The sequence below is a fragment of the Enterobacter sp. ku-bf2 genome (genome assembly GCF_001742765.1).
GTDB classification, from domain to species: domain Bacteria; phylum Pseudomonadota; class Gammaproteobacteria; order Enterobacterales; family Enterobacteriaceae; genus Enterobacter; species Enterobacter quasiroggenkampii.
The window spans coordinates 125,430-150,238 of record NZ_MDVW01000024.1 but is presented as its reverse complement, the minus strand read 5'-3'; the positions used below and the strand labels follow the sequence as shown (position 1 = coordinate 150,238).

Below are 24,809 nucleotides of genomic sequence, written 5' to 3'. Positions count from 1 at the left end.
CCATTATCTATACTTACCTCTTTGCAGTTTTTCAGGAGGTGAGTATGACCAGAGTAGCGATTGTGACCGCATCGGATTCCGGGATTGGGAAAACCACGGCCCTGATGCTGGCTGAGCGCGGGTTTGATATTGGCGTCACCTGGCACTCGGATGAGAAAGGGGCGCTGGAAACCTGCCGCGAAGTCGAAGCGCAGGGGCAGCGTGCGGAGGCTATCCATCTTGATTTAAGCACGCTGCCGGAAGGCGCTGAGGCCATTGAAACGCTGATTGCGCGTTTTGGTCGGCTGGACGTGCTGGTTAATAATGCAGGGGCGATGACCAAAGCGCCGTTCCTCGAGATGCCGTTCGACGACTGGCGGAACATTTTCACCGTCGACGTGGACGGGGCGTTTCTCTGTTCACAGATAGCCGCAAGGCAGATGGTGAAGCAGGGGGAAGGGGGGCGGATTGTGAACATCACCTCGGTACATGAACACACGCCCCTGCCGGAGGCCAGCGCCTACACGGCGGCGAAACACGCGCTCGGCGGGTTAACCAAATCCATGGCGATGGAGCTGGTTAAGCACAACATTCTGGTGAACGCCGTCGCGCCGGGTGCCATTGCCACGCCGATGAATGACATGGACGACAGCGAAGTGAAGGAAGGCTCAATGCCGGAAATCCCGCTGGCAAGGCCGGGCCACACGAAAGAGATTGCCAGCCTGGTGGCGTGGCTGTGTGACAGTGACGCCAGCTATACAACAGGGCAATCGTTTATCGTCGACGGGGGCTTTATGCTGGCGAACCCGCAGTTTAAGCCGGAGGGGTAGTTTCTTTTCGCCCTCTCCCTTGAGGGAGAGGGCTGGGGTGAGGGGGAACATACGGCTGTAGTGGTCATTCCGTTCACTTCATGTTCTTTGCTACTCTGTAGCTGCATGACCTGTGAACGTGCCAGGGCGGCTCAATCGCCGCCGCCCTGGCGACCCGGGCTCCCGGCGGTAAATCGCCGCTTCGCGGTACCCTCAGCTTATTCCTTCAGGCTATCGGGTCGGGCATGAGCCTGCATCCCTGCAGGCCACGCCCTCTCGGCGCATCCCTGCGCCTCGCCCCGGCCTTACGGAAACGCTTCGGCGATTTACAGCCGGACCAGGGCATCGCTGTAAGTTATTCATTTTCCTGATACCACATTTATAGCTTCCGGTTAAAAAATTACTGGGGATTCCTCAGCCCTGTGGCTTAGGGTGAGGGCATCAGGCTGCACTCACTCCTCATCCCGCGTCTTTTCCCGATGCTTCAGCCACAGTCGAACCGCAATCACCGCCACAACCACCAGAATCAACCACGCCCAGTGCTTCAGGTGCTGGTCGAGATTATGCAGCCAGGGCGCAATCACTTCGCCCCCCACGTAACCGAGCGTCGTAAAGATCAGCGCCCAGGCAATCGCGCCCACAATATTGAGCGGCAGAAAAATTTTGGGCGGCAGATGGCTGGCGCCAATCAGTATCGGCCCGATAATGCGAAAGCCATACATAAAGCGCGTGCCAATGACGAACAGATAGGGATGACGTTGAATGAGCCGCTGAGCGCGGCGGATTTTCTTCTGATGCTTTGCGAAACGCTTAAGCAGCGTTGGCCCAAAGCGCAGCCCCAGAAAGTAGAGCAGCTGATCGCCTATCATCCCGCCCAGCGCGACCGCGGCGACGACCAGCGGGAATTTCAGTAACCCCTGATGCGCGGCGACGCCCCCTAACAGCGTGATGGTTTCACCTTCTGCCACGCTACCGATCACCAGCGCGGCATATCCATATTGCTCAATGAGTGCGTTAATATCCATTACGTAACTGTTATCTCCCTCTGCGTGCCTCGTTTAATCATATACCCCATGAATCAACAGCGGGGAAATCAACGGAAATTTCCCACTGTACATAAAATAATCTAAAGCCTGCATTATACTTAAGGTATCGCTGACGGGCCGACAACAAGGGGGCGCTATGAACCATGTCTGGGGACTTTTCTCCCATCCCGATCGTGAAATGCATGTCATTAAAAGTGAGAACGAAACGGTCTCGCATCATTACACGCACCACGTGCTGCTGATGGCTGCGGTGCCGGTAATATGCGCTTTTATCGGAACGACACAAATCGGCTGGAACTTCGGTGACGGCACCGTGGTTCAGCTTTCCTGGTTTACCGGACTCTATCTGGCCATCGTCTTTTATGGCCTGATGCTGGCGGGTGTGGCGGTCATGGGGCGGGTCATTCACTGGATGGCGCGTAACTATCCGCAACGTCCATCGCTGGCGCACTGTATGGTCTTTGCCGGGTATGTCGCAACCCCGCTGTTCTTAAGCGGTATTGTTGCGCTTTATCCACTGGTCTGGCTGTGCGCGCTGATCGGTACTATTGCCCTCTTTTACACCGGTTATCTGCTGTATCTGGGGGTTCCAACCTTCCTGAATATCAATAAAGAAGAGGGCCTGAGCTTCTCCAGTTCAACGCTTGCCATCGGGGTGCTGGTGCTGGAGGCGCTACTGGCGCTGACGGTAATTCTTTGGGGTTATGGATACCGTCTCTTCTAAACGCACTGCATTGCTGGCGTAAATGCCAGCAATGCAGCATCTGTTCACGATTATCCTCTGGCGACAACGCCCGCTGACGGCTATGATGCCGAAGCCAGCCTGAGTTTATCCGTCGACCCAGGCGGTGTACGTTATGACGTGCGTGAATAATTATCAGAAGTCTCACCATGCTGAAATTCCGAGTCTCTTTACTTAGCCTGGCGCTGTTGCTGGGTGCGTCCGCTGCCGTGCCGGCCGTCGCCAAAACGCCTGCTGTGACTGCTACCGCCGCTCAGCCGCAAATTGCTTCCGGCAGCGCGATGATTGTCGATCTCAACACCAATAAGGTGATTTACGCCAGCCATCCGGATCTGGTGCGACCGATCGCCTCAATTACCAAATTAATGACCGCGATGGTGGTGCTTGATGCCCATCTGCCGCTGGATGAAAAACTGAAAGTGGATATCAGCCACACGCCGGAGATGAAGGGGATCTACTCCCGCGTGCGCCTGAACAGTGAGATCAGCCGTAAGAATATGCTGCTGCTGGCGCTGATGTCGTCTGAAAACCGCGCGGCGGCGAGCCTGGCGCACCACTATCCTGGCGGCTACGACGCCTTTATCCGCGCGATGAACGCCAAAGCCAAAGCGCTGGGGATGAACAATACGCACTATGTGGAACCGACGGGTCTGTCGATCAACAACGTCTCCACGGCGCGCGATCTAACGAAACTGCTGATTGCCAGCAAACAGTATCCGCTGATTGGCCAGCTCAGTACCACCCGTGAAGAGATGGCGACCTTTGCGAACCCAGCCTATACGCTGCCGTTCCGCAATACTAACCATCTGGTTTACCGGGATAACTGGAATATTCAGCTAACCAAAACCGGCTTTACCAACGCGGCTGGACACTGTCTGGTGATGCGCACCGTGTTTAACGGTAAGCCGGTGGCGCTGGTGGTGATGGATGCCTTCGGCAAATACACGCACTTCGCGGATGCGAGCCGCCTGCGTACCTGGATTGAAACAGGAAAAGTGCAGCCTGTCCCGGCCGCGGCATTGACGTATAAAAAGCAGAAAGCCGAGCAGATGGCGACGGCACAGAACGATTAGGTAAAAGCAAAACGGTAACGCATGTTACCGTTTTTTATGTTTTCTCCCTCTCCCCGTGGGAGAGGGCCGGGGTGAGGGCACCAGACCGCACTGCGTTTATTCCGGCAGCGTCCAGTCACCGTCGTTGAGCGGGCGCTGCATAATCACCGTATCCCGCCAGTCTCCTTTCTTATAGCCTACGCTGCGCAGCTGACCGACAATCACGAAACCATGTTTTTTATGCAGGCGTAACGAACCGGCGTTGTTATTGCCATCTCCCACTACGGCAATCATCTGCCGCCACGGCCCTTGCTCGCAGCGTTCAATCAGCGCATCCATCAGTGCCGTGCCAAAACCGCGCCCGGTGATGCTGGCATCCACGTAAATCGACTCTTCCAGGGTATAGCGGTAGGCGTGTCGTGGTCGGTAAGGGGTGGCATAGCAGTAGCCCACCACAATGCCGCGGTACAGCGCGATAAGCCACGGTAAACCGTTCTCAGTCACGCTTTTCATACGTTGGCGCATTTCGTCAATGGTTGGGGGGACTTCTTCAAATGACGCACGCCCGTGAAGTACATGCCAGGCATAGATCGCGGCAATGGCATGCACATCATCGGGAAGGGCGTCGCGCACTTCCAGCTCGGTCTCGGATAAAACATCAATAGCCGACATGATGTGCCTGCTCCTCGTTATCGAATGCCGGAGAAACGTTTCTCCGGCGATGAGCAGTTACTCTATTACGATTAAGGAGCGCTTAACAATCTCTCAAATTTGGCTGTAGGAATTAATCAGACGCTTGCGTTATGCGCTGCTCCGCGTCTTCGCTCTCTTTCCAGTATTTCTTCCGCGTTGTTTTACCGATGCCGGGATTCATGCTGTTTGTAGGGTCATTCTCGCGATAAAACTGCTTAAGTGCGTCCGGGGCTTTATAAAGATGTCCGACGTTGTGTTCCGCAGGATATTGTGCGCCACGTTCACGCAAAAGGGCGAGCATCTGCTCCTTCAGTTCGTGTGCATCGACCCCTTTTTTGACGATGTAATCCTGATGGAAGACATAGCACATAAAGTGGCCGTAATAGAGCTTATGCACCAGCTTGCTGTCGATTTCCGGCGGCAGGTGTTCAAACCACTCGGTGTCGTTACGCCGCAGGGCGATATCCAGCGCCAGAATGTCTTCCACCTCTTCGGAATGCACCGCCTGATATCGGATGGCGGCACCAGCGGCGGCAAAGCGGTGCAGGAACGCTTTGCTGCCCTCTTCAGGCGTACAGGCAAAGAAATCCCCTTCGGCGGTTTTGAAGAACTCGGTCAGCCAGGCCTGCGCTTCGGCGATCCCGTCTCCGGCCATTTTCAGCAGCAGGTGATGTTCGTACTTGTCGCGCCAGGTTTTCATTCTCTCCGGTAAATGCGCCGGGAAAACGTTGCCCAGCTTCTGCATAAAGCGGTCGGTGAAGTGGGGTTTGAACAGCGACACTTTCTCCAGCATCGCGTCGGTACGGCCCTTCATGGTGAAGAAGAACGGCATTTTGTCGGTGCCGAGCTTGTCGATCATCAGGAACGTGTCTTTGCCATAGCGCTCGGCGATGTCGTAAATGTCCCGGTGCATGTACTCGCCCGCCACCGGCAGATGGGTGAATTCGCCCAGAATATGACGGCGGATCTCCGTCAGAACCTCAGGCTGGTTGGTGCCGATGTAAAATACCTGCTGCTTTTTCTCTGCCGGGAACGTGTCGAGACGCACCGCAAAAACGGCCAGCTTGCCCGCGCAGCCGGAGGATTCAAACAGGCGATCCGGGTCGGCGTTATAGCGCGCAGGAGTGTCAGCATTGATATCGCGCACCCGGGTCACATAGTCATGGTCGTGCGCATGGCGGCCGTCGTGCTGAACGTCTTCGTCCTTCACGCGATCGTCGTCGAGCTTGCTGAGGATCTGTTCCGGCGTCACGCCAAGATCGATTCCCAGATGGTTCACCAGCGTCAGCTTGCCGTTTTCGTCAATACGGGCAAACAGCGACATCTCGGTGTAGGCGGGGCCACGCTGTACCAGCGAGCCGCCGGAGTTATTGCAGATCCCACCGACCACCGAGGCGCCAATGCAGGAGGAACCGATCACCGAGTGCGGTTCGCGGCCCAGCGGCTTAAGCGCTTTTTCGAGGGAGTAGAGCGTGGTGCCGGGGAACGCGAGCACCTGCTCGCCTTTATCCAGCAGATGCAGCTTGTCGAGTCGCAGGGTGCTGATAATCACGATGTCACGATCGTAATCATTGCCGTTCGGCGTAGAGCCTTCGGTCAGGCCGGTGTTGGCCGCCTGCATTAAAATAATCTTGTCGGCGGCGACGCAGGCGCTCAGCACGCGCCACAGCTCCAGCAGCGTGCCGGGGAAAACCACCGCCAGCGCCTCGCCCTGGCCGGAGCGGAAGCCCTTGCGGTAGCGGGCGGTTTTAGCCGGGTCGGTAAGCAGGTGAGAGGAGCCAACCAGGCGCGACAGTTCGTTAATAAATGTTTTGTTATCGTCAGTTCGAACAGAAGACATCTTCCACTCCTTGTGGTGGGGCAAATTTCTCGCTGTAAAGCATAGCGCGATTAACTGTTAAGCGGTCGAGTATTCACGAGAAAAATCAGAGAATAACCCTGCAACGATCGGAGGGTTTGTGGCACACTGCGCTTTTCGCACGGTATGGCCGAGATCGTCCGGCGGTTATTGATGAGAGAGTAAAACGACATGAAATGGCTATGTTCTGTAGGTGTCGCCGTCAGCCTGGCGCTGCAACCTGCGCTGGCAGAGGATTTGTTTGGCAATCACCCGCTCACGCCTGAAGCGCGGGATGCGTTTGTCACGGAATTGCTCAAGAAAATGACGGTCGATGAGAAAATCGGCCAGCTGCGTCTGATCAGCGTCGGCCCGGATAACCCGAAAGAGGCCATCCGCGAGATGATCAAAGACGGGCAGGTAGGGGCCATCTTTAATACCGTCACCCGCCAGGATATCCGCAAGATGCAGGACCAGGTGATGGATCTCAGCCGCCTGAAAATTCCGCTGTTTTTTGCCTATGACGTGGTGCACGGCCAGCGTACCGTCTTCCCCATCAGCCTCGGCTTAGCCTCCTCCTTTAACCTCGACGCGGTGAAAACCGTCGGGCGCGTGTCGGCTTATGAAGCGGCGGACGACGGCCTGAACATGACCTGGGCGCCTATGGTGGACGTCTCGCGCGATCCGCGTTGGGGCCGCGGCTCGGAAGGCTTTGGTGAAGATACGTATTTAACCTCCACTATGGGTAAAACCATGGTGGAAGCGATGCAGGGCAAAAGCCCGGCGGACCGCTACTCGGTGATGACCAGCGTCAAACACTTCGCGGCCTACGGCGCGGTGGAGGGCGGTAAAGAGTACAATACCGTCGACATGAGCCCGCAGCGCCTGTTCAACGACTACATGCCGCCGTACAAGGCCGGTCTGGATGCGGGCAGCGGCGCGGTGATGGTGGCGCTGAACTCGCTGAACGGCACGCCTGCGACCTCTGATTCCTGGCTGCTGAAAGACGTGCTGCGCGACCAGTGGGGCTTTAAGGGCATCACCGTTTCCGACCACGGCGCGATTAAAGAGCTGATCAAACACGGTACCGCTTCCGACCCGGAAGACGCGGTGCGCGTCGCGCTCAAGTCCGGCATCAACATGAGCATGAGCGACGAGTATTACAGCAAATACCTGCCGGGGCTGGTGAAGAGCGGCAAGGTGACGATGGCGGAGCTGGACGATGCCACCCGTCACGTGCTGAACGTGAAATACGACATGGGGCTGTTTAACGATCCGTACAGCCACCTGGGTCCGAAAGAGTCTGACCCGGCAGATACCAATGCTGAAAGCCGCCTGCACCGCAAAGAAGCGCGTGACGTGGCGCGCGAAAGCCTGGTGCTGCTGAAAAACCGCCTCGACACGCTGCCGCTGAAAAAATCCGGCACCATTGCCGTGGTGGGGCCGCTGGCCGACAGCAAGCGCGACGTGATGGGCAGCTGGTCTGCCGCGGGCGTGGCTGACCAGTCCGTGACCGTGCTGACCGGTATCAAGAGTGCCGTCGGTGAAAACGCCAAAGTGGTTTACGCCAAAGGGGCGAACGTCACCAACGATAAAGACATCGTGACCTTCCTTAACCAGTATGAAGAAGCGGTGAAGGTCGATCCGCGCACGCCGAAGGAGATGATTGACGAGGCGGTGAACGCCGCGAAGCAGTCTGACGTCGTTGTCGCGGTCGTGGGGGAAGCGCAGGGTATGGCGCACGAAGCCTCCAGCCGGACCGATATCACCATTCCACAGAGCCAGCGCGATCTGATCGCCGCCCTGAAAGCCACCGGCAAGCCGTTGGTGCTGGTGCTGATGAACGGTCGTCCGCTGGCGCTGGTGAAAGAAGACCAGCAGGCTGACGCCATCCTGGAAACCTGGTTCGCCGGTACCGAAGGCGGTAACGCCATCGCCGACGTGCTGTTTGGCGATTACAACCCGTCAGGCAAGCTGCCGATGTCCTTCCCGCGCTCCGTCGGGCAGATCCCGGTCTACTACAGCCACCTGAATACCGGTCGCCCGTACAACGCCGACAAGCCGAACAAATACACGTCTCGTTACTTCGACGAAGCTAACGGCCCGCTGTATCCGTTTGGTTACGGCCTGAGCTACACCACCTTCAAGGTTTCTGACGTCAAAATGTCGTCACCGAGCCTGAAGCGTGACGGCAACGTCACCGCCAGCGTTGAGGTAACCAACACCGGCAAGCGCGAAGGGGCAACGGTGATTCAGATGTACGTTCAGGATGTCACCGCGTCGATGAGCCGTCCGGTGAAACAGCTGCGCGGTTTTGAGAAGGTCAACCTGAAGCCGGGGGAAACCAAAACCATCAGCTTCCCGATCGACGTGGATGCGCTGAAGTTCTGGAACCAGCAGATGAAATATGATGCGGAACCGGGCAAATTTAACGTCTTTATCGGCGTGGACTCCGCCCGCGTGAATAAAGGCGAGTTCGAGCTGCTGTAACCTTTCCCTCCTTTGCCTCCCCCCGTCCTGCGGGGGAGGCGTCTTACCTTATGCTAAAAAGGCATTTTGACGGTTAATTCCGCCGTTTTAAGCTACGCTTTTCTCTCAAGCCTCTGAAAAAGGCAGCAAAAAAATGAGGATAGCGGAATGACGATTGCAAAGGGGATGTTGGGATCTGCGGTGTTACTGGCGGCGCTGAGCCTGCCGTTACAGGCGGCGGAGCCGGTAAAGGTGGGCTCAAAGATCGATACCGAAGGCGCGCTGCTCGGCAATATTATTTTGCAGGTGCTGGAAAGTCACGGCGTGAAAACGGTCAATAAAGTCCAGCTCGGCACTACGCCTGTTGTGCGCGGCGCAATTACCTCCGGCGAGCTGGATATCTACCCGGAATACACCGGCAACGGCGCATTCTTCTTCAAAGATGAAAACGATCCGGCATGGAAAAACGCCAAAGCCGGGTATGAGAAAGTCAAAAAACTCGACGCGGAACAGAACAAACTGGTCTGGCTGACCCCGGCGCCAGCCAACAATACCTGGACTATCGCCGTGCGCAAGGACGTGGCGGAGAAAGGGAAGCTGACCACCCTGGCGGATCTCAGCCGCTACCTGAAAGAGAAGGGCGACTTTAAGCTGGCGGCGTCCGCGGAGTTTATCGAGCGTCCTGATGCGCTCCCGGCGTTCGAAAAAGCCTACGACTTCAAGCTCGACCAGGCTCAGCTGCTCTCGCTGGCGGGCGGAGATACCGCGGTGACCATCAAAGCGGCGGCACAGCAAACCTCCGGCGTTAACGCGGCAATGGCCTACGGCACCGACGGCCCGGTGGCGGCGCTTGGCCTGCAAACCCTGACCGATCCAAAAGGCGTACAGCCGATTTACGCGCCGACCCCCGTGGTACGCGAGGCGGTGCTAAAAGCGTACCCGGACATTGCAGAATGGCTCAAACCGGTTTTCGAAAAGCTGGATGAAAAAACGCTGCAGCAGCTGAATGCCAGCATCGCCGTTGAGGGACTGGACGCCAAAAAAGTGGCCGCCGACTTCCTGAAGCAACAAGGGCTTGTGAAGTAACGGGAAAAGGCTGTGCCAATAAAATGTCATAACCGCGTCCTGCTGCTGCTGGCCTGCGTGGCCATCGCGGCGGTCGCGTTACCGTTTGTCAACGTTGCCCCAAACCGCCTGATGTCGGGGGAGGGCAAAGCGCTCTGGCAGGTCTGGTCGTTTACGCCGGGGTGGCTTGTGGCGTCGCTGGGCGCGTGGGTGATCCTGTCGCTCTGGCAGGGACGCCCGGCGCAGTGGCTTACGCTGTTCCTCTCTGAAGGGTTGTTTATCCTCCTGTTCTGGAGCGCCGGGCTGGCGGCGACGCATATGGCCTCGGCGGAAAGTCCGCTGGCGAGAACCACTATCGGCAGCGGCCTGTGGCTGTGGCTGGCGCTCTGCCTGCTGGCCTGCAGCGATGCCATTCGTCGACTCATCGCCAGTGCCGTCTGGCGCTGGGTGCTCAATGCGCAGATATGGTGTATTCCTTTACTCCTGCTGTTCAGCGGGGAACTGAACAACCTCTCGCTGTTAAAAGAGTACGCCAACCGTCAGGAGGTGTTTGATGATGCCCTCGCGCAGCACCTGACGATCCTCTTCGGTACGCTCGTTCCGGCGCTCCTGATTGGGATCCCTCTTGGCATGTGGTGCTATCGCCATCCTTCACGCCAGGGCGGGATTTTTGCCGTGCTCAACGTTATCCAGACCATTCCTTCCGTTGCGCTGTTTGGCCTGCTGATTGCGCCACTGGCCGGGCTGGTGAAGTCATTCCCGGTGCTCGGAACGCTCGGTGTTGCCGGGACGGGGCTAACGCCCGCCCTTATCGCGCTGGTGCTGTATGCCCTGCTGCCGCTGGTGCGCGGCGTGGTCGCAGGTTTAGGCCAGGTCGCACCTGACGTGCTGGAAAGCGCCCATGCGATGGGAATGAGCGCGCGGCAGTGTTTCTGGAAAATTCAGCTCCCGCTGGCGCTGCCCCTGCTGCTGCGTAGCCTGCGGGTGGTGGCGGTCCAGACCGTCGGCATGGCGGTGATTGCGGCGCTGATTGGCGCGGGGGGTTTTGGCGCACTGGTGTTCCAGGGGCTGCTGAGCAGTGCTCTGGATCTGGTGTTATTGGGCGTGTTGCCCACGGTTGCGCTGGCGGTGGTCGTCGACGCACTGTTTGCCTTATGGCTCGCGCTACTCGGGAGAAGAGCCAATGATTGAATTTCATGATGTCAGTAAAACCTTTGCCGGTCGCCCGGCGGCGAGCCACCTGAACCTGAACTTTGCCGAGGGAGCGTTTTCCGTGCTGATAGGCACCTCGGGGTCGGGCAAGTCCACCACGCTGAAGATGATCAACCGGCTGGTTGAGCATGACAGCGGGCTGATTCGCTTTGCCGGGGAAGAGATCCACAGCCTGCCGGTGCTGGAGCTGCGCCGTCGGATGGGCTATGCCATTCAGTCTATCGGCCTGTTTCCGCACTGGACGGTGGCGCAGAACATCGCCACCGTGCTGCAGCTGGAAAAATGGTCGCGGGCGAAAATCGCCGATCGTGTTGATGAGCTGATGTCTCTGCTGGGGCTCGAGCCCGCGCTGCGCGATCGCTATCCGCACCAGCTTTCCGGCGGGCAGCAGCAGCGCGTGGGCGTGGCGCGCGCGCTGGCGGCCAACCCGCAGGTGTTGCTGATGGACGAACCCTTTGGCGCGCTGGATCCGGTTACGCGCGGGGCGCTGCAGGCGGAGATGACCCGCATTCACCGCATTCTCGGACGCACGATCGTACTTGTGACGCACGATATTGATGAAGCCCTGCGCCTGGCTGACCATCTGGTGCTGATGGATCATGGCGAAGTGGTGCAGCAGGGCTCGCCGCTAGAGCTATTAACCTGGCCGAAGAACGACTTTGTGCGCGAGTTTTTTGGCCGCAGCGAACTGGGCGTCAGGCTGCTCTCCCTGCGAACGGTCAGCGACTATATGCGTCGGGAGGCGGTGCCGGTGAGCGGCGAACCGCTGCAGGCGCAGATGAGCCTGCGGGATGCGCTCTCCGCGTTTGTCGCACGCCAGTGCGAGGTATTGCCCGTTTCGGATGCCCGGGGCGCGCCGTGCGGAACCTTACACTTTCGCGATCTGCTGGCCGGGGAGGTGACGCGTGAAGGCACTGCGTGATCCGCTCCTCTGGCTGGTAGCGCTCTTTGTCGCTTTACTGTTTCTGATGCCCCACAGCGCGGCGCTTTTTAACAGCCTCTTTCCCGGACTGCCGCGGCCGGTGTATCAGCAGGAGAGCTTCATTAATCTCGCCCTGGCGCATCTCTGGCTGGTGGCGCTCTCAAGCGCCATCGCGGTTGTGCTGGGCGTGGGGGCGGGCATCGCGGTCACGCGGCCTGCGGGCCGGGAGTTTCGCCCGCTGGTGGAGACGATTGCGGCCATCGGACAGACGTTTCCGCCCGTGGCGGTGCTGGCGATAGCGGTTCCGGTGATGGGCTTTGGCCAACAGCCTGCCATCATTGCGCTGATATTATACGGCGTATTGCCGGTTCTGCAGGGCACGCTGGCGGGCATCGCGGCGGTACCTGCGTCCGTGCTGAGCGTGGCGGAAGGGGTGGGGATGAGTCGCGGCCAGCGGCTGCGTAAGGTTGAACTGCCGCTTGCGGCACCGGTTATCATTGCCGGGATCCGCACGTCGGTCATCATTAACATCGGGACGGCGACCATTGCGTCGACGGTCGGTGCTAATACGCTGGGAACGCCGATCATTATCGGCTTAAGCGGGTTTAATACGGCTTATATTGTGCAGGGAGCGGTGCTGGTCGCGCTGGCGGCAATCGTCGTCGATCGCGCTTTTGAGCGGCTGGCGCTGTACCTCAGCCGACACCGCCGCGAACAATAAACGAGTACCCTGCCAGCATTACGCCGCCGATGCCGCTTACGGCCATCAGTACAAAAAGGGTAATAATGGCCAGTTTGGTTGCCTTCATCATGTGCTCCTGTTGTTAACGGAACAATTATACGGTGAAGCGCAGCTGTTAATGAACCATTAAATGCCGTTATGGCTCATCCGGGCCAAGGGAATAAACCGGGTAACCATTCTCACGCCATTCCGTCAGCAGCTGTTGCTGCGTGGCGGACGGCACTTCGCCACACCAGACCAGCAGGGTCTGGCCGTCGAAAAACTCAGGTCTGAGCTGCGCCAGCGAGTGCGCCAGGACATCCACGCGCCAGCCCTTCTGGGTGGCTATCCACGCTTCCAGCCACAGGCGGGTGGTATCGTGCACGTTCCAGCCCACCACCAGCGCATCTTTGCCGGCTTTGTTCTTCGCCGAGGCAAGGCAGACGGCAATGTAGTTGATCAGCACCCCGTCGAGCATGCTGAGCAGCGCCTGCAGGGTAGACTGTTGGCATTGCAGGCGTCGACGAAGCGGAATGAAAAGATGGGAGATCAGCGTCTGTGCCGGGTAATCGCGGCCCTGCTCTTTTATCCATGCGCGCAGGCGCTGCAGGTTCCCCGCCTGCAGGAGCCGCAGCAGGGTTTCCTGTTGTTCGCGCCAGAGATGCTGCGTATCCGGGTCGTCGTGGCTCAGAAGGGACTTCACTTTGCCGACCTGCACGCCGTTGTCGATCCAGCTCTTAATCTCGCGGATGCGGTCGATATCGGCCTCATTGAAAAGGCGATGACCACCGTCCGTTCTCTGCGGTTTGAGTAATCCATACCGTCGCTGCCACGCCCGTAGGGTAACGGGATTGATATCACAAAGGAGTGCCACTTCACCTATCGTGTAAAGCGCCATATTCGCCCCCTGGCTTACGCGTCCCCAGCTTAACTGTAGACCCACTTTTCCGAACCAGGAAGGATTGATTGATTTTTGAACAAACAATGCGAAGCATGCGCGATATTCAGAAAAAGGTGTGATAACGGACACGATTTTGCGCTTTTATGGGATGCTTCAAAGAAAGTTAAGCCGCATCCGTGTATGTTACGCGTTTTTAGCGTGTGCGGTTTTGAGTATGTACGAGTTTAATCTGGTGCTGCTGTTGCTTCAGCAGATGTGCGTGTTTCTTGTCATTGCCTGGCTGATGAGTAAAACGCGCCTGTTTATTCCGCTGATGCAGGTCACCGTACGTCTGCCGCATAAGCTGCTCTGCTACGTCACCTTCTCTATTTTCTGCATCATGGGGACTTATTTTGGTCTCCATATCGAAGACTCTATTGCCAACACGCGCGCGATTGGCGCGGTGATGGGGGGGCTGCTGGGCGGTCCCGTCGTCGGTGGCCTTGTCGGTTTAACCGGGGGGCTGCATCGCTATTCCATGGGCGGGATGACGGCCCTGAGCTGTATGATCTCCACGATTGTGGAAGGTCTGCTTGGCGGCCTGGTTCACAGCTACATGATTAAACGCGGCCGCCCGGATAAAGTCTTCAGCCCGCTCACCGCCGGAGCCATCACCTTTGTGGCCGAAATGGCGCAGATGGCGATCATCCTGCTGATTGCTCGTCCGTTTGAGGATGCGCTGCACCTGGTCAGCAGCATTGCTGCTCCGATGATGGTGACCAATACCGTGGGCGCGGCGCTGTTTATGCGCATTCTGCTCGACAAGCGCGCCATGTTTGAGAAGTACACCTCGGCCTTTTCCGCCACGGCGCTGAAGGTTGCCGCCTCGACCGAAGGGATCCTGCGCCAGGGGTTTAACGAAGAGAACAGCATGAAGGTGGCGCAGGTGCTCTACAAGGAGCTGGATATCGGCGCGGTAGCCATCACCGACCGCGAGCGGCTGCTGGCCTTTACCGGCACCGGCGACGATCACCATCTGCCGGGTAAACCGATCTCTTCAGCCTACACGCTGCGCGCCATTGAAACCGGCGAGGTGGTGTATGCCGACGGTAACGAAGTGCCTTACCGCTGTTCGCTGCATCCGCAGTGCAAGCTGGGCTCCACGCTGGTGATTCCGCTGCGCGGCGAGAATCAGCGGGTGATGGGCACCATCAAACTGTATGAGGCGAAAAACCGTCTGTTCAGCTCGATCAACCGCACGCTGGGGGAGGGGATCGCCCAGCTGCTGTCCGCGCAAATCCTCGCCGGACAGTATGAGCGGCAGAAAGCCCTGCTGACGCAGTCTGAGATCAAACTGCTGCATGCCCAGGTCAATCCGCATTTCCTGTTCAACGCCCTCAATACGCTTAAAGCGGTGATCCGCCGCGACAGCGATCAGGCCGCCCAACTGGTGCAGTTTCTGTCGACCTTTTTCCGTAAAAATCTGAAACGTCCGTCTGAGATCGTCACCCTCGCCGATGAGATTGAGCACGTAAATGCCTATCTGCAGATTGAACAGGCGCGTTTCCAGTCTCGTCTGCAGGTGTCGCTCTCCGTACCGGATGAGCTGGCGTATCAGCATCTTCCGGCCTTTACCCTGCAGCCGATTGTGGAAAACGCCATTAAGCACGGTACATCACAGCTGCTGGGAACGGGGGAGATAACCATTGCCGCCAGCAGTTTCAACCATCACCTGGTGCTGGATATTGAAGATAATGCCGGGCTTTATCAGCCTTCCGCCTCCGGCGGTTTAGGGATGAGCCTGGTGGATAAACGCCTGCGCGCCCATTTTGGCGATGACTGTGGCATTACCGTCGCCTGCGAGCCCGACCGATTTACCCGTATTACCGTACGACTGCCGCTGGAGGAAAACGCATGTTAAGAGTGCTGATTGTGGATGACGAGCCGCTGGCACGGGAAAACCTGCGCGTTCTGCTGCAGGAGCAGCCGGATATTGAGATTGTGGGAGAGTGCGCGAACGCCATTGAGGCCATCGGCGCGGTGCACAAACTGCGTCCGGACGTGTTGTTCCTCGATATTCAGATGCCCCGCATCAGCGGGCTGGAGATGGTCGGCATGCTCGATCCGGAACATCGTCCCTACATCGTCTTTCTGACGGCGTTTGATGAATATGCCGTTAAGGCCTTTGAGGAGCACGCGTTTGACTATCTGCTCAAGCCGATTGAAGAGAAGCGCCTTGAAAAAACGCTCACCCGTTTACGCCAGGAGCGCACGGTCCAGGACGTCACGCTGCTGCCGGAAAACCAGCAGCCGCTGAAGTTTATCCCCTGCACCGGGCACAGCCGGATTTATCTTCTGCAGATGGATGATGTGGCCTTTGTCAGCAGCCGTCTGAGCGGGGTGTTTGTCACCAGCGCGGAAGGGAACGAAGGGTTTACCGAGCTGACCCTGCGCACGCTGGAGAGCCGCACGCCGCTGATTCGCTGTCACCGTCAGTACCTGGTGAATATGGCGCATCTGAAGGAGATCCGCCTGGAAGATAACGGCCAGGCCGAGCTGGTGCTGCGTGCCGGACAAACGGTACCCGTCAGCCGTCGCTACCTGAAGAGTTTGAAAGAGGCGATTGGGCTGTAAAGCTGGTACACTGCGCGCCATTGCATCATCGACATTCGAAGGCTCTATGCTAAGTAACGATATTCTTCGTAGCCTGCGCTACACCCTGAAAGCGAACAATAACGACATGGTGCGCATTCTTGCGCTGTCTGATATGGAATCCACGTCTGCGAGTTTTGACACGTGGATGACCAAAGAAGACGAAGAGGGCTTTGTCCGCTGCCCTGACATCATTCTGTCGGGTTTCCTGAACGGCCTGATTTACGATAAGCGTGGCAAAGATCCGGCCGCACCAGAGCTGGCGCTGGAGCGTCGGGTGAACAACAACACGGTGCTGAAAAAGCTGCGTATCGCGTTCTCGCTGAAAACGGACGATATCGTGGCGATCATGACCGAGCAAAAATTTCGCGTATCCGTGCCGGAAGTGACCGCCATGATGCGCGCGCCGGATCATAAAAACTACCGCGAGTGCGGTGACCAGTTCCTGCGTAATTTCCTGCGCGGGCTGACCCACCGGGTGCATCACCCGAAGGCGTGATGTTTAGCCGGGTGGCGGCTTCGCCTTACCCGGCCTACAAAACCCGTAGGCCCGTGCAAGCGTAGCGCCGCCGGGCAAAAAAAAGCCGGAGATAATCTCCGGCTTTTTTGTTATTTCACCTGCTGACCCGGCTTCGCGCCTTCGTCAGGGCTTAACAGGAAGATATCTTTCCCGCCAGGGCCTGCAGCCATCACCATCCCCTCAGAGATGCCGAAGCGCATTTTACGCGGCGCCAGGTTGGCGACCATCACGGTCTGACGGCCGATCAGCACCTGCGGATCCGGGTAAGCAGAGCGGATCCCGGAGAAGACGTTGCGCTTCTCGCCGCCCAGATCCAGCGTCAGGCGCAGCAGCTTGTCAGAGCCTTCCACGAACTCCGCGTTTTCGATCAGCGCCACGCGCAGGTCGACTTTGGCGAAATCATCGAAGGTAATGGTTTCCTGAATCGGGTCGTCTGCCAGCGGGCCGGTGACCGGTGCCGCTGCTGCCTTCACCTCTTCTTTAGAGGCTTCCACCAGGGCTTCAACCTGCTTCATCTCGATGCGGTTGTACAGCGCTTTGAAGGTGTTGACCTTGTGGCCGAGCAGCGGCTGCTGGATAGCATCCCAGGTCAGTTCCGTGTTCAGGAACGCTTCAGCACGGGCTGCCAGCTGTGGCAGAACCGGCTTCAGCCAGGTCATCAGCACGCGGAACATGTTCAGACCCATGGTGCAGATCGCCTGCAGGTCGGCGTCACGGCCTTCCTGTTTCGCGACCACCCACGGGGCCTGCTCGTCCACATAGCGGTTGGCAACATCGGCCAGCGCCATGACTTCGCGAATCGCTTTACCGAATTCACGGCTTTCCCAGGCTTCGCCAACCGCAGCGGCGGCATCAGTGAAGGTTTTATACAGCTCAGGATCGGCCAGTTCGGCAGAAAGCACGCCATCAAAACGCTTGGCGATGAAGCCCGCGTTACGTGACGCCAGGTTCACCACCTTGTTGACGATGTCCGCATTCACGCGCTGCACGAAATCTTCCAGGTTCAGGTCGATATCGTCGATGCGGGAAGAGAGCTTCGCGGTGTAGTAGTAGCGCAGGCTGTCCGCGTCGAAGTGGTTCAGCCAGGTGCTGGCCTTGATGAACGTCCCGCGGGACTTGGACATCTTGGCGCCGTTCACCGTCACGTAGCCGTGAACAAACAGGTTGGTTGGCTTGCGGAAGTTGCTGCCTTCCAGCATGGCCGGCCAGAACAGGCTGTGGAAGTAAACGATGTCTTTACCGATGAAGTGGTACAGCTCTGCCGTGGAATCTTTCTTCCAGTATTCGTCGAAGCTCACGGTATCGCCACGCTTGTCGCACAGGTTTTTGAAGGAGCCCATGTAGCCGATTGGCGCGTCCAGCCAGACGTAGAAGTATTTACCCGGTGCGTTCGGGATTTCGAAGCCGAAGTACGGCGCATCGCGGGAGATATCCCACTGCTGCAGGCCGGATTCGAACCACTCCTGCATCTTGTTCGCCACCTGCTCCTGCAGCGCGCCGCTGCGGGTCCACGCCTGCAGCATTTCGCTGAAGGACGGCAGGTCGAAGAAGAAGTGCTCGGAGTCACGCATCACAGGCGTGGCGCCGGAAACCACGGATTTCGGCTCGATAAGCTCGGTCGGGCTGTAGGTTGCGCCGCACACTTCGCAGTTATCGCCGTACTGATCCGGGGATTTACATTTCGGACAGGTGCCTTTGACGAAGCGGTCCGGCAGGAACATGCCTTTTTCCGGATCGTACAGCTGAGAGATGGTGCGGTTTTTAATAAAACCGTTCTCTTTCAGACGGGTGTAGATCAGCTCCGACAGCTCGCGGTTTTCGTCGCTGTGCGTGGAGTGATAGTTGTCATAGCTGATGTCAAAGCCAGCAAAATCGGTCTGATGCTCCTGACTCATTTCGGCAATCATCTGCTCCGGGGAGATCCCCAGCTGCTGCGCTTTCAGCATGATCGGCGTGCCGTGGGCATCGTCCGCACAGATGAAGTTAACCTCGTGGCCGCGCATTCGCTGGTAACGGACCCAGACATCAGCCTGGATATGCTCCAGCATGTGGCCGAGGTGGATTGAGCCGTTGGCGTACGGCAGTGCGCACGTTACCAGAATTTTCTTCGCGACTTGAGTCATAGTAGGCATTACTTCTTTTAACTGTGAAAAGGGTTTTTGATATTACCAAAAGGGGCATTATTAAGTAAGCACAAACCACGGCCTTTCAGGTAAACTTGTTCATCTAAGGTCTTATTCACAAGAACAAAGGAGTCGGGATGAGTTCTCAATCCCAGGCCAAATCACCGGAAGCCTTACGAGCAATGGTCGCCGGGACGCTGGCTAACTTTCAGCATCCAACCCTGAAGCATAATCTCACTACGCTGAAAGCGTTACACCACGTTGCCTGGCTGGATGATACGCTGCACATTGAGCTGCAGATGCCGTTCGTCTGGACCAGCGCCTTTGACGCGCTGAAAGAGCAGACCAGCTCTGAGCTGCTGCGCATGACCGGCGCGAAGGCGATCGACTGGAAGCTGAGCCACAGCATTGCCACGCTGAAACGCGTGAAAAACCAGCCTGGCGTGAACGGCGTGAAAAACATCATTGCCGTGAGCTCGGGCAAAGGCGGGGTGGGAAAATCCTCTACCGCCGTAAACCTGGCGCTGGCGCTGGCAGCGGAAGGGGCAAAGGTCGGTATTCTGGATGCCGACATCTACGGTCCGTCTATTCCAAATATGCTGGGCGCGGAAAACCAGCGTCCAACCTCACCGGACGGCACCCACATGGCGCCAATCATGGCGCACGGTCTGGCGACCAACTCCATCGGTTACCTGGTGACTGACGATAACGCCATGGTCTGGCGCGGCCCGATGGCCAGCAAAGCGCTGCTGCAGATGCTGCAGGAGACGATGTGGCCGGATCTGGATTATCTGGTTCTGGACATGCCGCCGGGCACCGGTGATATTCAGCTCACGCTGGCGCAAAACATTCCGGTGACGGGAGCCGTTGTGGTGACCACGCCGCAGGATATCGCGCTGATCGACGCCAAAAAAGGCATCGTGATGTTCGAGAAGGTGGAAGTGCCGGTGCTCGGTATCGTGGAGAACATGAGCATGCACATCTGCAGCAACTGCGGTCATCACGAACCTATCTTTGGTACGGGTGGCGCAGAAAAACTGGCCGCGAAGTATCACACCCAACTGCTGGGACAGATGCCGCTGCACATTACCCTGCGCGAAGATCTGGATAGCGGTAAGCCGACGGTGGTCAGCCGTCCGGACAGCGAATTTGCAGAGATGTATCGTCAGCTGGCGGGTCGCGTTGCGGCGCAGCTTTACTGGCAGGGCGAAGTGATCCCGGGCGAAATCGCGTTCCGCGCGGTGTAACGCCTTCGCGTTGAATTGCCGGGTGGCGCTTCGCTTACCCGGCCTACAACTGGCACTATCACGTAGGTCGGGTAAGGCGAAGCCGCCACCCGACTTTAACCCAACCGATAGTGCATCAAATAATACTCTCCCTCCGGAGAATCCCCCGTCGCCTCAATGTGCCAGCCGTGCCGCTGGTAAAACGCGACAGCCCGCGCATTCTTCACCAGACACTTAAGCGAACCCGTACTGGTAAACGTCTTCTGCACCTGTTCCAGGAGCATTTTCCCGACGCCGTGGCTTTGATACTGCGGGTCAACAAAGAGGTTGTGCAGAAAATTATCGTTCGTCCAGACGGAAGCAAAACCCAGTCGATGGCCGTTCTGCGTGGCAACCCAAATCACTTCGTCACGGGTGGCCGCGTCAAAGTCTTCAAGCTGCCAGTCTGAACTGTCCAGCCATGGCCAGGCTTCACGCCGGGCGTGGAGGAAGAGCGTGCGCAGGAAAGGGCGATCGCTTTCCTGCCAGGGGCGGATCAGGATGGTATTAGCGGTGATAGAAAATATCTCCATTATAGGCTTTGTAGATTTTGCCATCCGCATCGCCAATCAACACGTAATTCTCGCCCATGTAGGTCCAGTGGGTTCCGGCATCCGGCGCCGGCAGATTACGCAGCTGGTACTGTTTGATGGTGTACTCCGGCGTTTGATACTGCGCCGGCGCCGTGTCGCCAATCTTGAATTTCGTGAAGTCAGCGATGAACTCTTGTTCTTCATAGGCCTTGATGCCGGAGGGTGCAGCGGCCGTTTGCGGGGCAGAGAATGCAGATCCCGCCAGAGACAGTAATACACCCAGAAGCAGCAGTTTACGCTTAGCCATTTTTTCTCCAGTGATATCGTTACAGATACTTTTCGTCTGCGGGTCGTGCAAAGCGAAGCAGACAGTCCATTTTAAGTATCAACGCAGGGTATGTTTGAAAAAAAATGTAACAAAAGTGGACGGTTTTGTGTAGCCCAATTGCGTGATGTTTATCAGTGTCGGGAATATTGCCAGTGTCTTACATTTTTAATATTTATCATTTCATTTATTAATTCTGAAAATAACTTTTCATATCAAAGTTAGAAAACGATGCGAATGCTTTCCGCCTGAAGAGCATTTAATATCGCCTTCGAGTGCAGCGTGCTTACCGCCATTTTTTTAACAAGACCAGGCAAAGGCTCTGCTTTTTAGAAAGCGGGTGAAGTGCGTTTTATAATGCCAGTAATTTCACCCCTAGAAAGAGTAATCAATTAAATTTCATGATGTTAGCTTAAGTCTTTTTACAGGCTTGACGATAAACGCAACGTTGAAAAGAAATATTTATATTAATGAAAAGTACAACTGCATTTTCGCTCTTATTTCTGAGTATGACTCAGTTAACGGGGTGTATGTTTTCACCAGGCCAGGACTTAACTGTGTCCGGGAAGAACGTTATTTCGCCGGAAGAGGCAAATTATCAGCTCGAAAAGCGCGTGGAAATTTTTCCCCTGACGCCGGAATTGATTGAAAAACTGCGTCCGCCCGTGTCGAAATCTCAGGCAAATCCTAATCTGGATGAGCAGATCAAACGCTGGGAATACCGTATTGGTACGGGTGACATCCTGACGGTCACCGTCTGGGATCACCCTGAATTAACGACGCCGGCAGGACAATATCGTAGCGCGAGCGATGCCGGCAACTGGGTTAACGCCGACGGCACGCTCTTTTATCCCTATGTCGGTAAACTGCGGGTAGCAGGAAAAACGGTTTCACAGGTACGCGACGAGATTACGGCTCGACTGGATAACGTTATTGAGAGCCCGCAGGTGGACGTCAGCGTTGCCGCCTTCCGTTCACAAAAAGCCTACGTCACCGGTGAGGTAGAAAAATCAGGGCAACAACCGATAACCAATATTCCGTTGACGGTGATGGACGCGGTTAACGCTGCGGGTGGACTCTCGGCGGATGCCGACTGGCGGAACGTCGTGCTCACACATAATGGACAGGACGCGCACCTTTCCCTCTATGCTCTGATGCAGCATGGCGATTTGACCCAAAATAAGCTGCTTTATCCTGGCGATATCCTGTTTGTGCCCCGGAACGACGCGCTGAAGGTGTTCGTGATGGGGGAAGTGATTAAACAGAGCACGCTTAAGATGGATCGTAGCGGCATGACGCTGGCCGAGGCCCTGGGGAATGCCGGGGGGCTTAACCAAAATATGGCCGATGCAACCGGCATTTTTGTTATTCGGCAGGCATCGAAAAAAGGCGACACCGACAAAATCGCCAATATCTATCAGCTGAATGCGGAAGATGCGTCAGCCATGGTGCTGGGTACGGAATTTCAGCTTGAGCCGTATGACATTGTCTATGTCACCACGGCACCGCTATCACGCTGGAATCGCGTGATCTCCCAACTGGTACCCACCATCAGCGGCGTACATGACCTGACCGAAACCGTTCGTAACATCAGAGCGTGGCCGCAGTAATGTTCCCTTCAATCTTAGTGGTCTGCACCGGCAATATGTGCAGCTCACCGATTGGTGAGCGGTCATTTTCGGGCAATCAGGAAAAGCCCGTCAGGAATGGGCCTGCCGTTTAAGTTAACAAGGAATGAAGCCGTAATGTCGTCTTCTCAATCAGACAAATATCGTGCTGCGACGCCGCAGAATAACGAAATGGATCTTATTCAGCTGCTTGCTGAGATGTTCGATCACCGGGTAACGATCGCGTGTGTAACACTTCTGTTTACGGTGTGTGCGGGGATCTACGCATTCAGCGCCACGCCAGTTTATCAGGCTGATGCCCTGGTGCAGGTCGAAGCGAAGCAGGGCAACGCGCTGCTCAAGAACCTGACGTCGTTCAGGCCCGATCTTTCACCCGATGTCGCCCCAGAACTTTTACTCCTCAAGTCACGGATGGTCCTCGGCGAGACCGTTGATCAATTAGGGTTGACCTACGAGGTTAGCCAGCGCATGTTCCCCGTTATCGGGGCGCTTTGGCAGCACGTGCAGGGCCGCAAACCGGCGGAAATCACGATTGGCTCGCTGAATATTCCTCTTGTGGAAGGTGAGCCACAAACGCTTTTACTCACCGTTCAGGAGCAGGGGCGATATCGTCTTGAGGGGAAAACACTTGAAGCAGAGGGCGTTGTCGGAAAAGCGCTGGTTAAAGAGGGCGTATCGCTTCTGGTGACATCCCTCAGTGCGGTACCGGGAACGCAATTTACCCTCAACACCGTGACCAGGCTTGACGCGATCAACGCCCTTCAGAGCAGACTTACGATTGCCGAGTCGGCGAAACAGAGCGGTATGATCGCCTTAACGCTAACGGGCGACGATCCCGACAAGACCGCCACAATACTTAATTCGATTGCTGAACATTTTCTCAGCCAGAACATTGCGCGCCAGGAGGCTAAAGATTCCCGCAGCCTCGCGTTCTTACAGGATCAGTTACCTAAAATCAGTCTCGAACTGAATGAAGCCGAGGCACGACTGAATGCTTACCGAGAGCAGCGCGATTCGGTCGATTTATCTCTTGAGGCAAAGTCGGTGCTTGATCAGGTGGTTAACGTGGAAAATCAGCTTAACGAGCTTATATTTCGCGAAGCAGAAGTCTCTCAGCTGTTCAAAAAAGATCATCCGACCTACCGTGCTTTACGGGAGAAGAAACAAACCCTTGAACGGGAGCGCGCACGCCTGAATAGCCGCGTGTCATCCATGCCTTCCACGCAGCAGGAAATATTACGTTTGAGTCGTGACGTTGAATCCGGGCGTACCGTGTACATGCAGTTGCTGACGCGTCAGCAAGAGCTGAGCATCTCGCGCTCCAGCGCGATCGGGAACGTGCGGATCATTGACCCGGCCATGACGCAGCCTACTCCGGTTGAACCGCGCATAGCACTCATTATCGTGTTTGGTATGCTGATGGGGTTGATACTTTCTGCCGGAACGGTTTTAGTGCGTTCAGCCTTTAAGCGGGGCATTACGTCGTCAGAACAACTGGATGAGCTCGGAATGCCGCTGCTGGTAACGCTTCCGCGCTCGGCATGGTTATGGAAAAAAACGCACCTGCGCAGGAGAAACCTGTTTACTTCCCACTGGAAGCACAAGATAGCCAACGTGCCTTTTCTGCCCATCGATCGTCCGGCTGATTCGTTTGTCGAGGCGATACGCGGGCTGCGCACCAGTTTGCATTTTACCATGATGGATGCCACAAACCGGATTGTCGTGGTGTCTGGCCCCACGCAGGACTGCGGAAAGACGCTGGTCAGTTCTTCGCTGGCGTCGATTCTGGCGCAGGCCGGACAGCGGGTGCTGTTTATTGATGCGGATATGCGCAAGGGTTATGTCCACAACGTGTTCAGGCTCAATAATCAGCGGGGGTTGTCCAGCGTGCTCGACGGAACGGTCGAGTGGCAGGAGGCGGTTCAACGCTTCGAAAAAGGCGGTTTTGATGTACTGACCTGCGGACCTCAACCTGCCCATCCCGTCGATCTGCTCATGAGTGAATGCCTTCAGGGGATAATGTCGCAGATTGAAAAGCGATATGACATGGTGATTATCGACACTCCGCCTGTGCTTGCCGTCACGGATGCTTTGCTGATAGCCAGAGCAGCCGCCACCACGCTGCTGGTCGCCCGCTTTGGTAAAACCAGCGTTAAAGAGATCGAGACCAGCCTTAAGCGTATGGAACGGATGGGCGTGCAGGTGAGTGGCACGATCCTCAATGACATAGTGAAATCTGCCGCGCTCTATTACAACTCGGGGTACAGCTATTACGACTACGGTTATAGCCCGGAGTAACCCTGGCGCGACACTTCTTTACAGCGTGATGGCGTATT

At 56.8% G+C, this 24,809-nt stretch carries 22 protein-coding genes; 14 read left to right on the top strand and 8 right to left on the bottom strand.

All coding sequences use genetic code 11. The features are described 5' to 3' along the window. Positions 1–44 precede the first annotated feature (44 nt). Positions 45–809, top strand: a complete 765-nt coding sequence (locus BFG58_RS22805) for an SDR family oxidoreductase (RefSeq protein ID WP_023615867.1) — start codon at positions 45–47, stop codon at positions 807–809. A gap of 431 nt (positions 810–1,240) precedes the next feature. On the opposite strand, the gene BFG58_RS22800 is transcribed toward BFG58_RS22805, so the two are convergent. Continuing rightward, positions 1,241–1,813, bottom strand: coding sequence for a DedA family protein (locus BFG58_RS22800; RefSeq protein WP_008500905.1), 573 nt, complete (start codon positions 1,811–1,813; stop codon positions 1,241–1,243). A gap of 157 nt (positions 1,814–1,970) precedes the next feature. Here BFG58_RS22800 and BFG58_RS22795 point away from each other — a divergent pair, with 157 nt between their 5' ends. Both BFG58_RS22795 and pbpG read left to right on the top strand, forming a co-directional pair. After that, a complete protein-coding gene (locus BFG58_RS22795) occupies positions 1,971–2,558 on the top strand; it encodes a Yip1 family protein (protein ID WP_023312454.1) in 588 nt (195 codons plus the stop codon). A 167-nt stretch (positions 2,559–2,725) separates the two neighbouring features. After that, positions 2,726–3,649, top strand: coding sequence for a D-alanyl-D-alanine endopeptidase (gene pbpG / locus BFG58_RS22790; RefSeq protein ID WP_045908667.1), 924 nt, complete (start codon positions 2,726–2,728; stop codon positions 3,647–3,649). A gap of 96 nt (positions 3,650–3,745) precedes the next feature. Here the strand turns inward: pbpG and BFG58_RS22785 are convergent, their stop codons facing one another. Then, a complete protein-coding gene (locus BFG58_RS22785) occupies positions 3,746–4,300 on the bottom strand; it encodes a GNAT family N-acetyltransferase (RefSeq protein ID WP_045908666.1) in 555 nt (184 codons plus the stop codon). 112 nt (positions 4,301–4,412) lie between these two features. Continuing rightward, positions 4,413–6,161, bottom strand: a complete 1,749-nt coding sequence (gene dld / locus BFG58_RS22780; RefSeq protein WP_045908665.1) for a D-lactate dehydrogenase — start codon at positions 6,159–6,161, stop codon at positions 4,413–4,415. Positions 6,162–6,350: 189 nt separating this feature from the next. Between dld and bglX the strand changes: the two genes are divergently transcribed. The 5 genes from bglX (at position 6,351) to BFG58_RS22755 (ending at position 12,547) form a co-directional block, all read left to right on the top strand. After that, on the top strand, positions 6,351–8,648 hold the full coding sequence (gene bglX, locus BFG58_RS22775) for a beta-glucosidase BglX (protein ID WP_048028242.1): 2,298 nt from the start codon (positions 6,351–6,353) through the stop codon (positions 8,646–8,648). A 147-nt stretch (positions 8,649–8,795) separates the two neighbouring features. Continuing rightward, complete coding sequence (locus tag BFG58_RS22770) at positions 8,796–9,713, top strand: ABC transporter substrate-binding protein (protein ID WP_021241490.1); 918 nt, start codon at positions 8,796–8,798, stop codon at positions 9,711–9,713. 12 nt (positions 9,714–9,725) lie between these two features. Then, the gene (locus BFG58_RS22765) at positions 9,726–10,883 is read left to right on the top strand and encodes an ABC transporter permease (protein ID WP_069720640.1); all 1,158 of its coding nucleotides are present in this window, start codon (positions 9,726–9,728) and stop codon (positions 10,881–10,883) included. Further along, positions 10,876–11,826: an ABC transporter ATP-binding protein gene (locus BFG58_RS22760; RefSeq protein ID WP_069720639.1), complete on the top strand. Its 951-nt coding sequence runs from the start codon at positions 10,876–10,878 to the stop codon at positions 11,824–11,826. The genes BFG58_RS22765 and BFG58_RS22760 overlap by 8 nt, the downstream gene beginning before the upstream one ends. Next, positions 11,810–12,547, top strand: a complete 738-nt coding sequence (locus BFG58_RS22755) for an ABC transporter permease (RefSeq protein ID WP_048028250.1) — start codon at positions 11,810–11,812, stop codon at positions 12,545–12,547. The genes BFG58_RS22760 and BFG58_RS22755 overlap by 17 nt, the downstream gene beginning before the upstream one ends. Here BFG58_RS22755 and BFG58_RS23655 read toward each other — a convergent pair. Further along, entirely contained in the window at positions 12,522–12,635 is a 114-nt protein-coding gene (locus BFG58_RS23655) for a protein YohO (protein WP_008500895.1), read from the bottom strand. The two genes, BFG58_RS22755 and BFG58_RS23655, sit on opposite strands and share 26 nt — an antisense overlap. Before the next feature lie 69 nt (positions 12,636–12,704). Beyond that, positions 12,705–13,445, bottom strand: a complete 741-nt coding sequence (gene mlrA / locus BFG58_RS22750; RefSeq protein ID WP_048224086.1) for an HTH-type transcriptional regulator MlrA — start codon at positions 13,443–13,445, stop codon at positions 12,705–12,707. A 217-nt stretch (positions 13,446–13,662) separates the two neighbouring features. Between mlrA and BFG58_RS22745 the strand changes: the two genes are divergently transcribed. From BFG58_RS22745 to BFG58_RS22735, 3 genes are read left to right on the top strand one after another with little or no spacing between them, the layout of a single operon-like run. Next, positions 13,663–15,348 (top strand): sensor histidine kinase, encoded by a 1,686-nt coding sequence (locus BFG58_RS22745; RefSeq protein WP_069720638.1) that lies wholly within the window; start codon positions 13,663–13,665, stop codon positions 15,346–15,348. Next, a complete protein-coding gene (gene btsR / locus BFG58_RS22740; RefSeq protein ID WP_024908144.1) occupies positions 15,342–16,061 on the top strand; it encodes a two-component system response regulator BtsR in 720 nt (239 codons plus the stop codon). The genes BFG58_RS22745 and btsR overlap by 7 nt, the downstream gene beginning before the upstream one ends. Positions 16,062–16,107: 46 nt before the next feature. Further along, on the top strand, positions 16,108–16,578 hold the full coding sequence (locus BFG58_RS22735) for a DUF1456 family protein (RefSeq protein ID WP_008500891.1): 471 nt from the start codon (positions 16,108–16,110) through the stop codon (positions 16,576–16,578). A gap of 110 nt (positions 16,579–16,688) precedes the next feature. Here BFG58_RS22735 and metG read toward each other — a convergent pair whose 3' ends face one another. Then, the gene (metG, locus tag BFG58_RS22730) at positions 16,689–18,722 is read right to left on the bottom strand and encodes a methionine--tRNA ligase (RefSeq protein WP_069720637.1); all 2,034 of its coding nucleotides are present in this window, start codon (positions 18,720–18,722) and stop codon (positions 16,689–16,691) included. 137 nt (positions 18,723–18,859) lie between these two features. Here metG and apbC point away from each other — a divergent pair, with 137 nt between their 5' ends. Next, a complete protein-coding gene (gene apbC, locus BFG58_RS22725; RefSeq protein ID WP_045908656.1) occupies positions 18,860–19,969 on the top strand; it encodes an iron-sulfur cluster carrier protein ApbC in 1,110 nt (369 codons plus the stop codon). 95 nt (positions 19,970–20,064) lie between these two features. Here apbC and BFG58_RS22720 read toward each other — a convergent pair whose 3' ends face one another. Beyond that, on the bottom strand, positions 20,065–20,544 hold the full coding sequence (locus BFG58_RS22720; protein ID WP_045908655.1) for a GNAT family N-acetyltransferase: 480 nt from the start codon (positions 20,542–20,544) through the stop codon (positions 20,065–20,067). Then, positions 20,495–20,827, bottom strand: coding sequence for an RcnB family protein (locus tag BFG58_RS22715; RefSeq protein WP_008500887.1), 333 nt, complete (start codon positions 20,825–20,827; stop codon positions 20,495–20,497). The genes BFG58_RS22720 and BFG58_RS22715 overlap by 50 nt, the downstream gene beginning before the upstream one ends. 488 nt (positions 20,828–21,315) lie before the next feature. Here BFG58_RS22715 and BFG58_RS22710 point away from each other — a divergent pair, with 488 nt between their 5' ends. Next, the gene (locus tag BFG58_RS22710) at positions 21,316–22,455 is read left to right on the top strand and encodes a polysaccharide export protein (protein WP_069720636.1); all 1,140 of its coding nucleotides are present in this window, start codon (positions 21,316–21,318) and stop codon (positions 22,453–22,455) included. A 135-nt stretch (positions 22,456–22,590) separates the two neighbouring features. Then, positions 22,591–24,771 carry a polysaccharide biosynthesis tyrosine autokinase gene (locus tag BFG58_RS22705; RefSeq protein ID WP_069720635.1) on the top strand — a complete coding sequence of 727 codons (2,181 nt, stop codon included), beginning with the start codon at positions 22,591–22,593 and terminating at the stop codon, positions 24,769–24,771. Positions 24,772–24,809 lie beyond the last annotated feature (38 nt).

What these genes read in the sequence shown, in the direction of transcription:
- BFG58_RS22805 (WP_023615867.1), top strand. Translation starts at nt 45, where the DNA reads ATGACCAGAGTAGCGATTGTGACCGCATCGGATTCCGGGATTGGGAAA.
- BFG58_RS22800 (WP_008500905.1), bottom strand. Translation starts at nt 1,813, where the DNA reads ATGGATATTAACGCACTCATTGAGCAATATGGATATGCCGCGCTGGTG.
- BFG58_RS22795 (WP_023312454.1), top strand. Translation starts at nt 1,971, where the DNA reads ATGAACCATGTCTGGGGACTTTTCTCCCATCCCGATCGTGAAATGCAT.
- pbpG (WP_045908667.1), top strand. Translation starts at nt 2,726, where the DNA reads ATGCTGAAATTCCGAGTCTCTTTACTTAGCCTGGCGCTGTTGCTGGGT.
- BFG58_RS22785 (WP_045908666.1), bottom strand. Translation starts at nt 4,300, where the DNA reads ATGTCGGCTATTGATGTTTTATCCGAGACCGAGCTGGAAGTGCGCGAC.
- dld (WP_045908665.1), bottom strand. Translation starts at nt 6,161, where the DNA reads ATGTCTTCTGTTCGAACTGACGATAACAAAACATTTATTAACGAACTG.
- bglX (WP_048028242.1), top strand. Translation starts at nt 6,351, where the DNA reads ATGAAATGGCTATGTTCTGTAGGTGTCGCCGTCAGCCTGGCGCTGCAA.
- BFG58_RS22770 (WP_021241490.1), top strand. Translation starts at nt 8,796, where the DNA reads ATGACGATTGCAAAGGGGATGTTGGGATCTGCGGTGTTACTGGCGGCG.
- BFG58_RS22760 (WP_069720639.1), top strand. Translation starts at nt 10,876, where the DNA reads ATGATTGAATTTCATGATGTCAGTAAAACCTTTGCCGGTCGCCCGGCG.
- BFG58_RS23655 (WP_008500895.1), bottom strand. Translation starts at nt 12,635, where the DNA reads ATGAAGGCAACCAAACTGGCCATTATTACCCTTTTTGTACTGATGGCC.
- mlrA (WP_048224086.1), bottom strand. Translation starts at nt 13,445, where the DNA reads ATGGCGCTTTACACGATAGGTGAAGTGGCACTCCTTTGTGATATCAAT.
- BFG58_RS22745 (WP_069720638.1), top strand. Translation starts at nt 13,663, where the DNA reads ATGTACGAGTTTAATCTGGTGCTGCTGTTGCTTCAGCAGATGTGCGTG.
- btsR (WP_024908144.1), top strand. Translation starts at nt 15,342, where the DNA reads ATGTTAAGAGTGCTGATTGTGGATGACGAGCCGCTGGCACGGGAAAAC.
- BFG58_RS22735 (WP_008500891.1), top strand. Translation starts at nt 16,108, where the DNA reads ATGCTAAGTAACGATATTCTTCGTAGCCTGCGCTACACCCTGAAAGCG.
- metG (WP_069720637.1), bottom strand. Translation starts at nt 18,722, where the DNA reads ATGACTCAAGTCGCGAAGAAAATTCTGGTAACGTGCGCACTGCCGTAC.
- apbC (WP_045908656.1), top strand. Translation starts at nt 18,860, where the DNA reads ATGAGTTCTCAATCCCAGGCCAAATCACCGGAAGCCTTACGAGCAATG.
- BFG58_RS22720 (WP_045908655.1), bottom strand. Translation starts at nt 20,544, where the DNA reads ATGGCAAAATCTACAAAGCCTATAATGGAGATATTTTCTATCACCGCT.
- BFG58_RS22715 (WP_008500887.1), bottom strand. Translation starts at nt 20,827, where the DNA reads ATGGCTAAGCGTAAACTGCTGCTTCTGGGTGTATTACTGTCTCTGGCG.
- BFG58_RS22710 (WP_069720636.1), top strand. Translation starts at nt 21,316, where the DNA reads ATGAAAAGTACAACTGCATTTTCGCTCTTATTTCTGAGTATGACTCAG.
- BFG58_RS22705 (WP_069720635.1), top strand. Translation starts at nt 22,591, where the DNA reads ATGTCGTCTTCTCAATCAGACAAATATCGTGCTGCGACGCCGCAGAAT.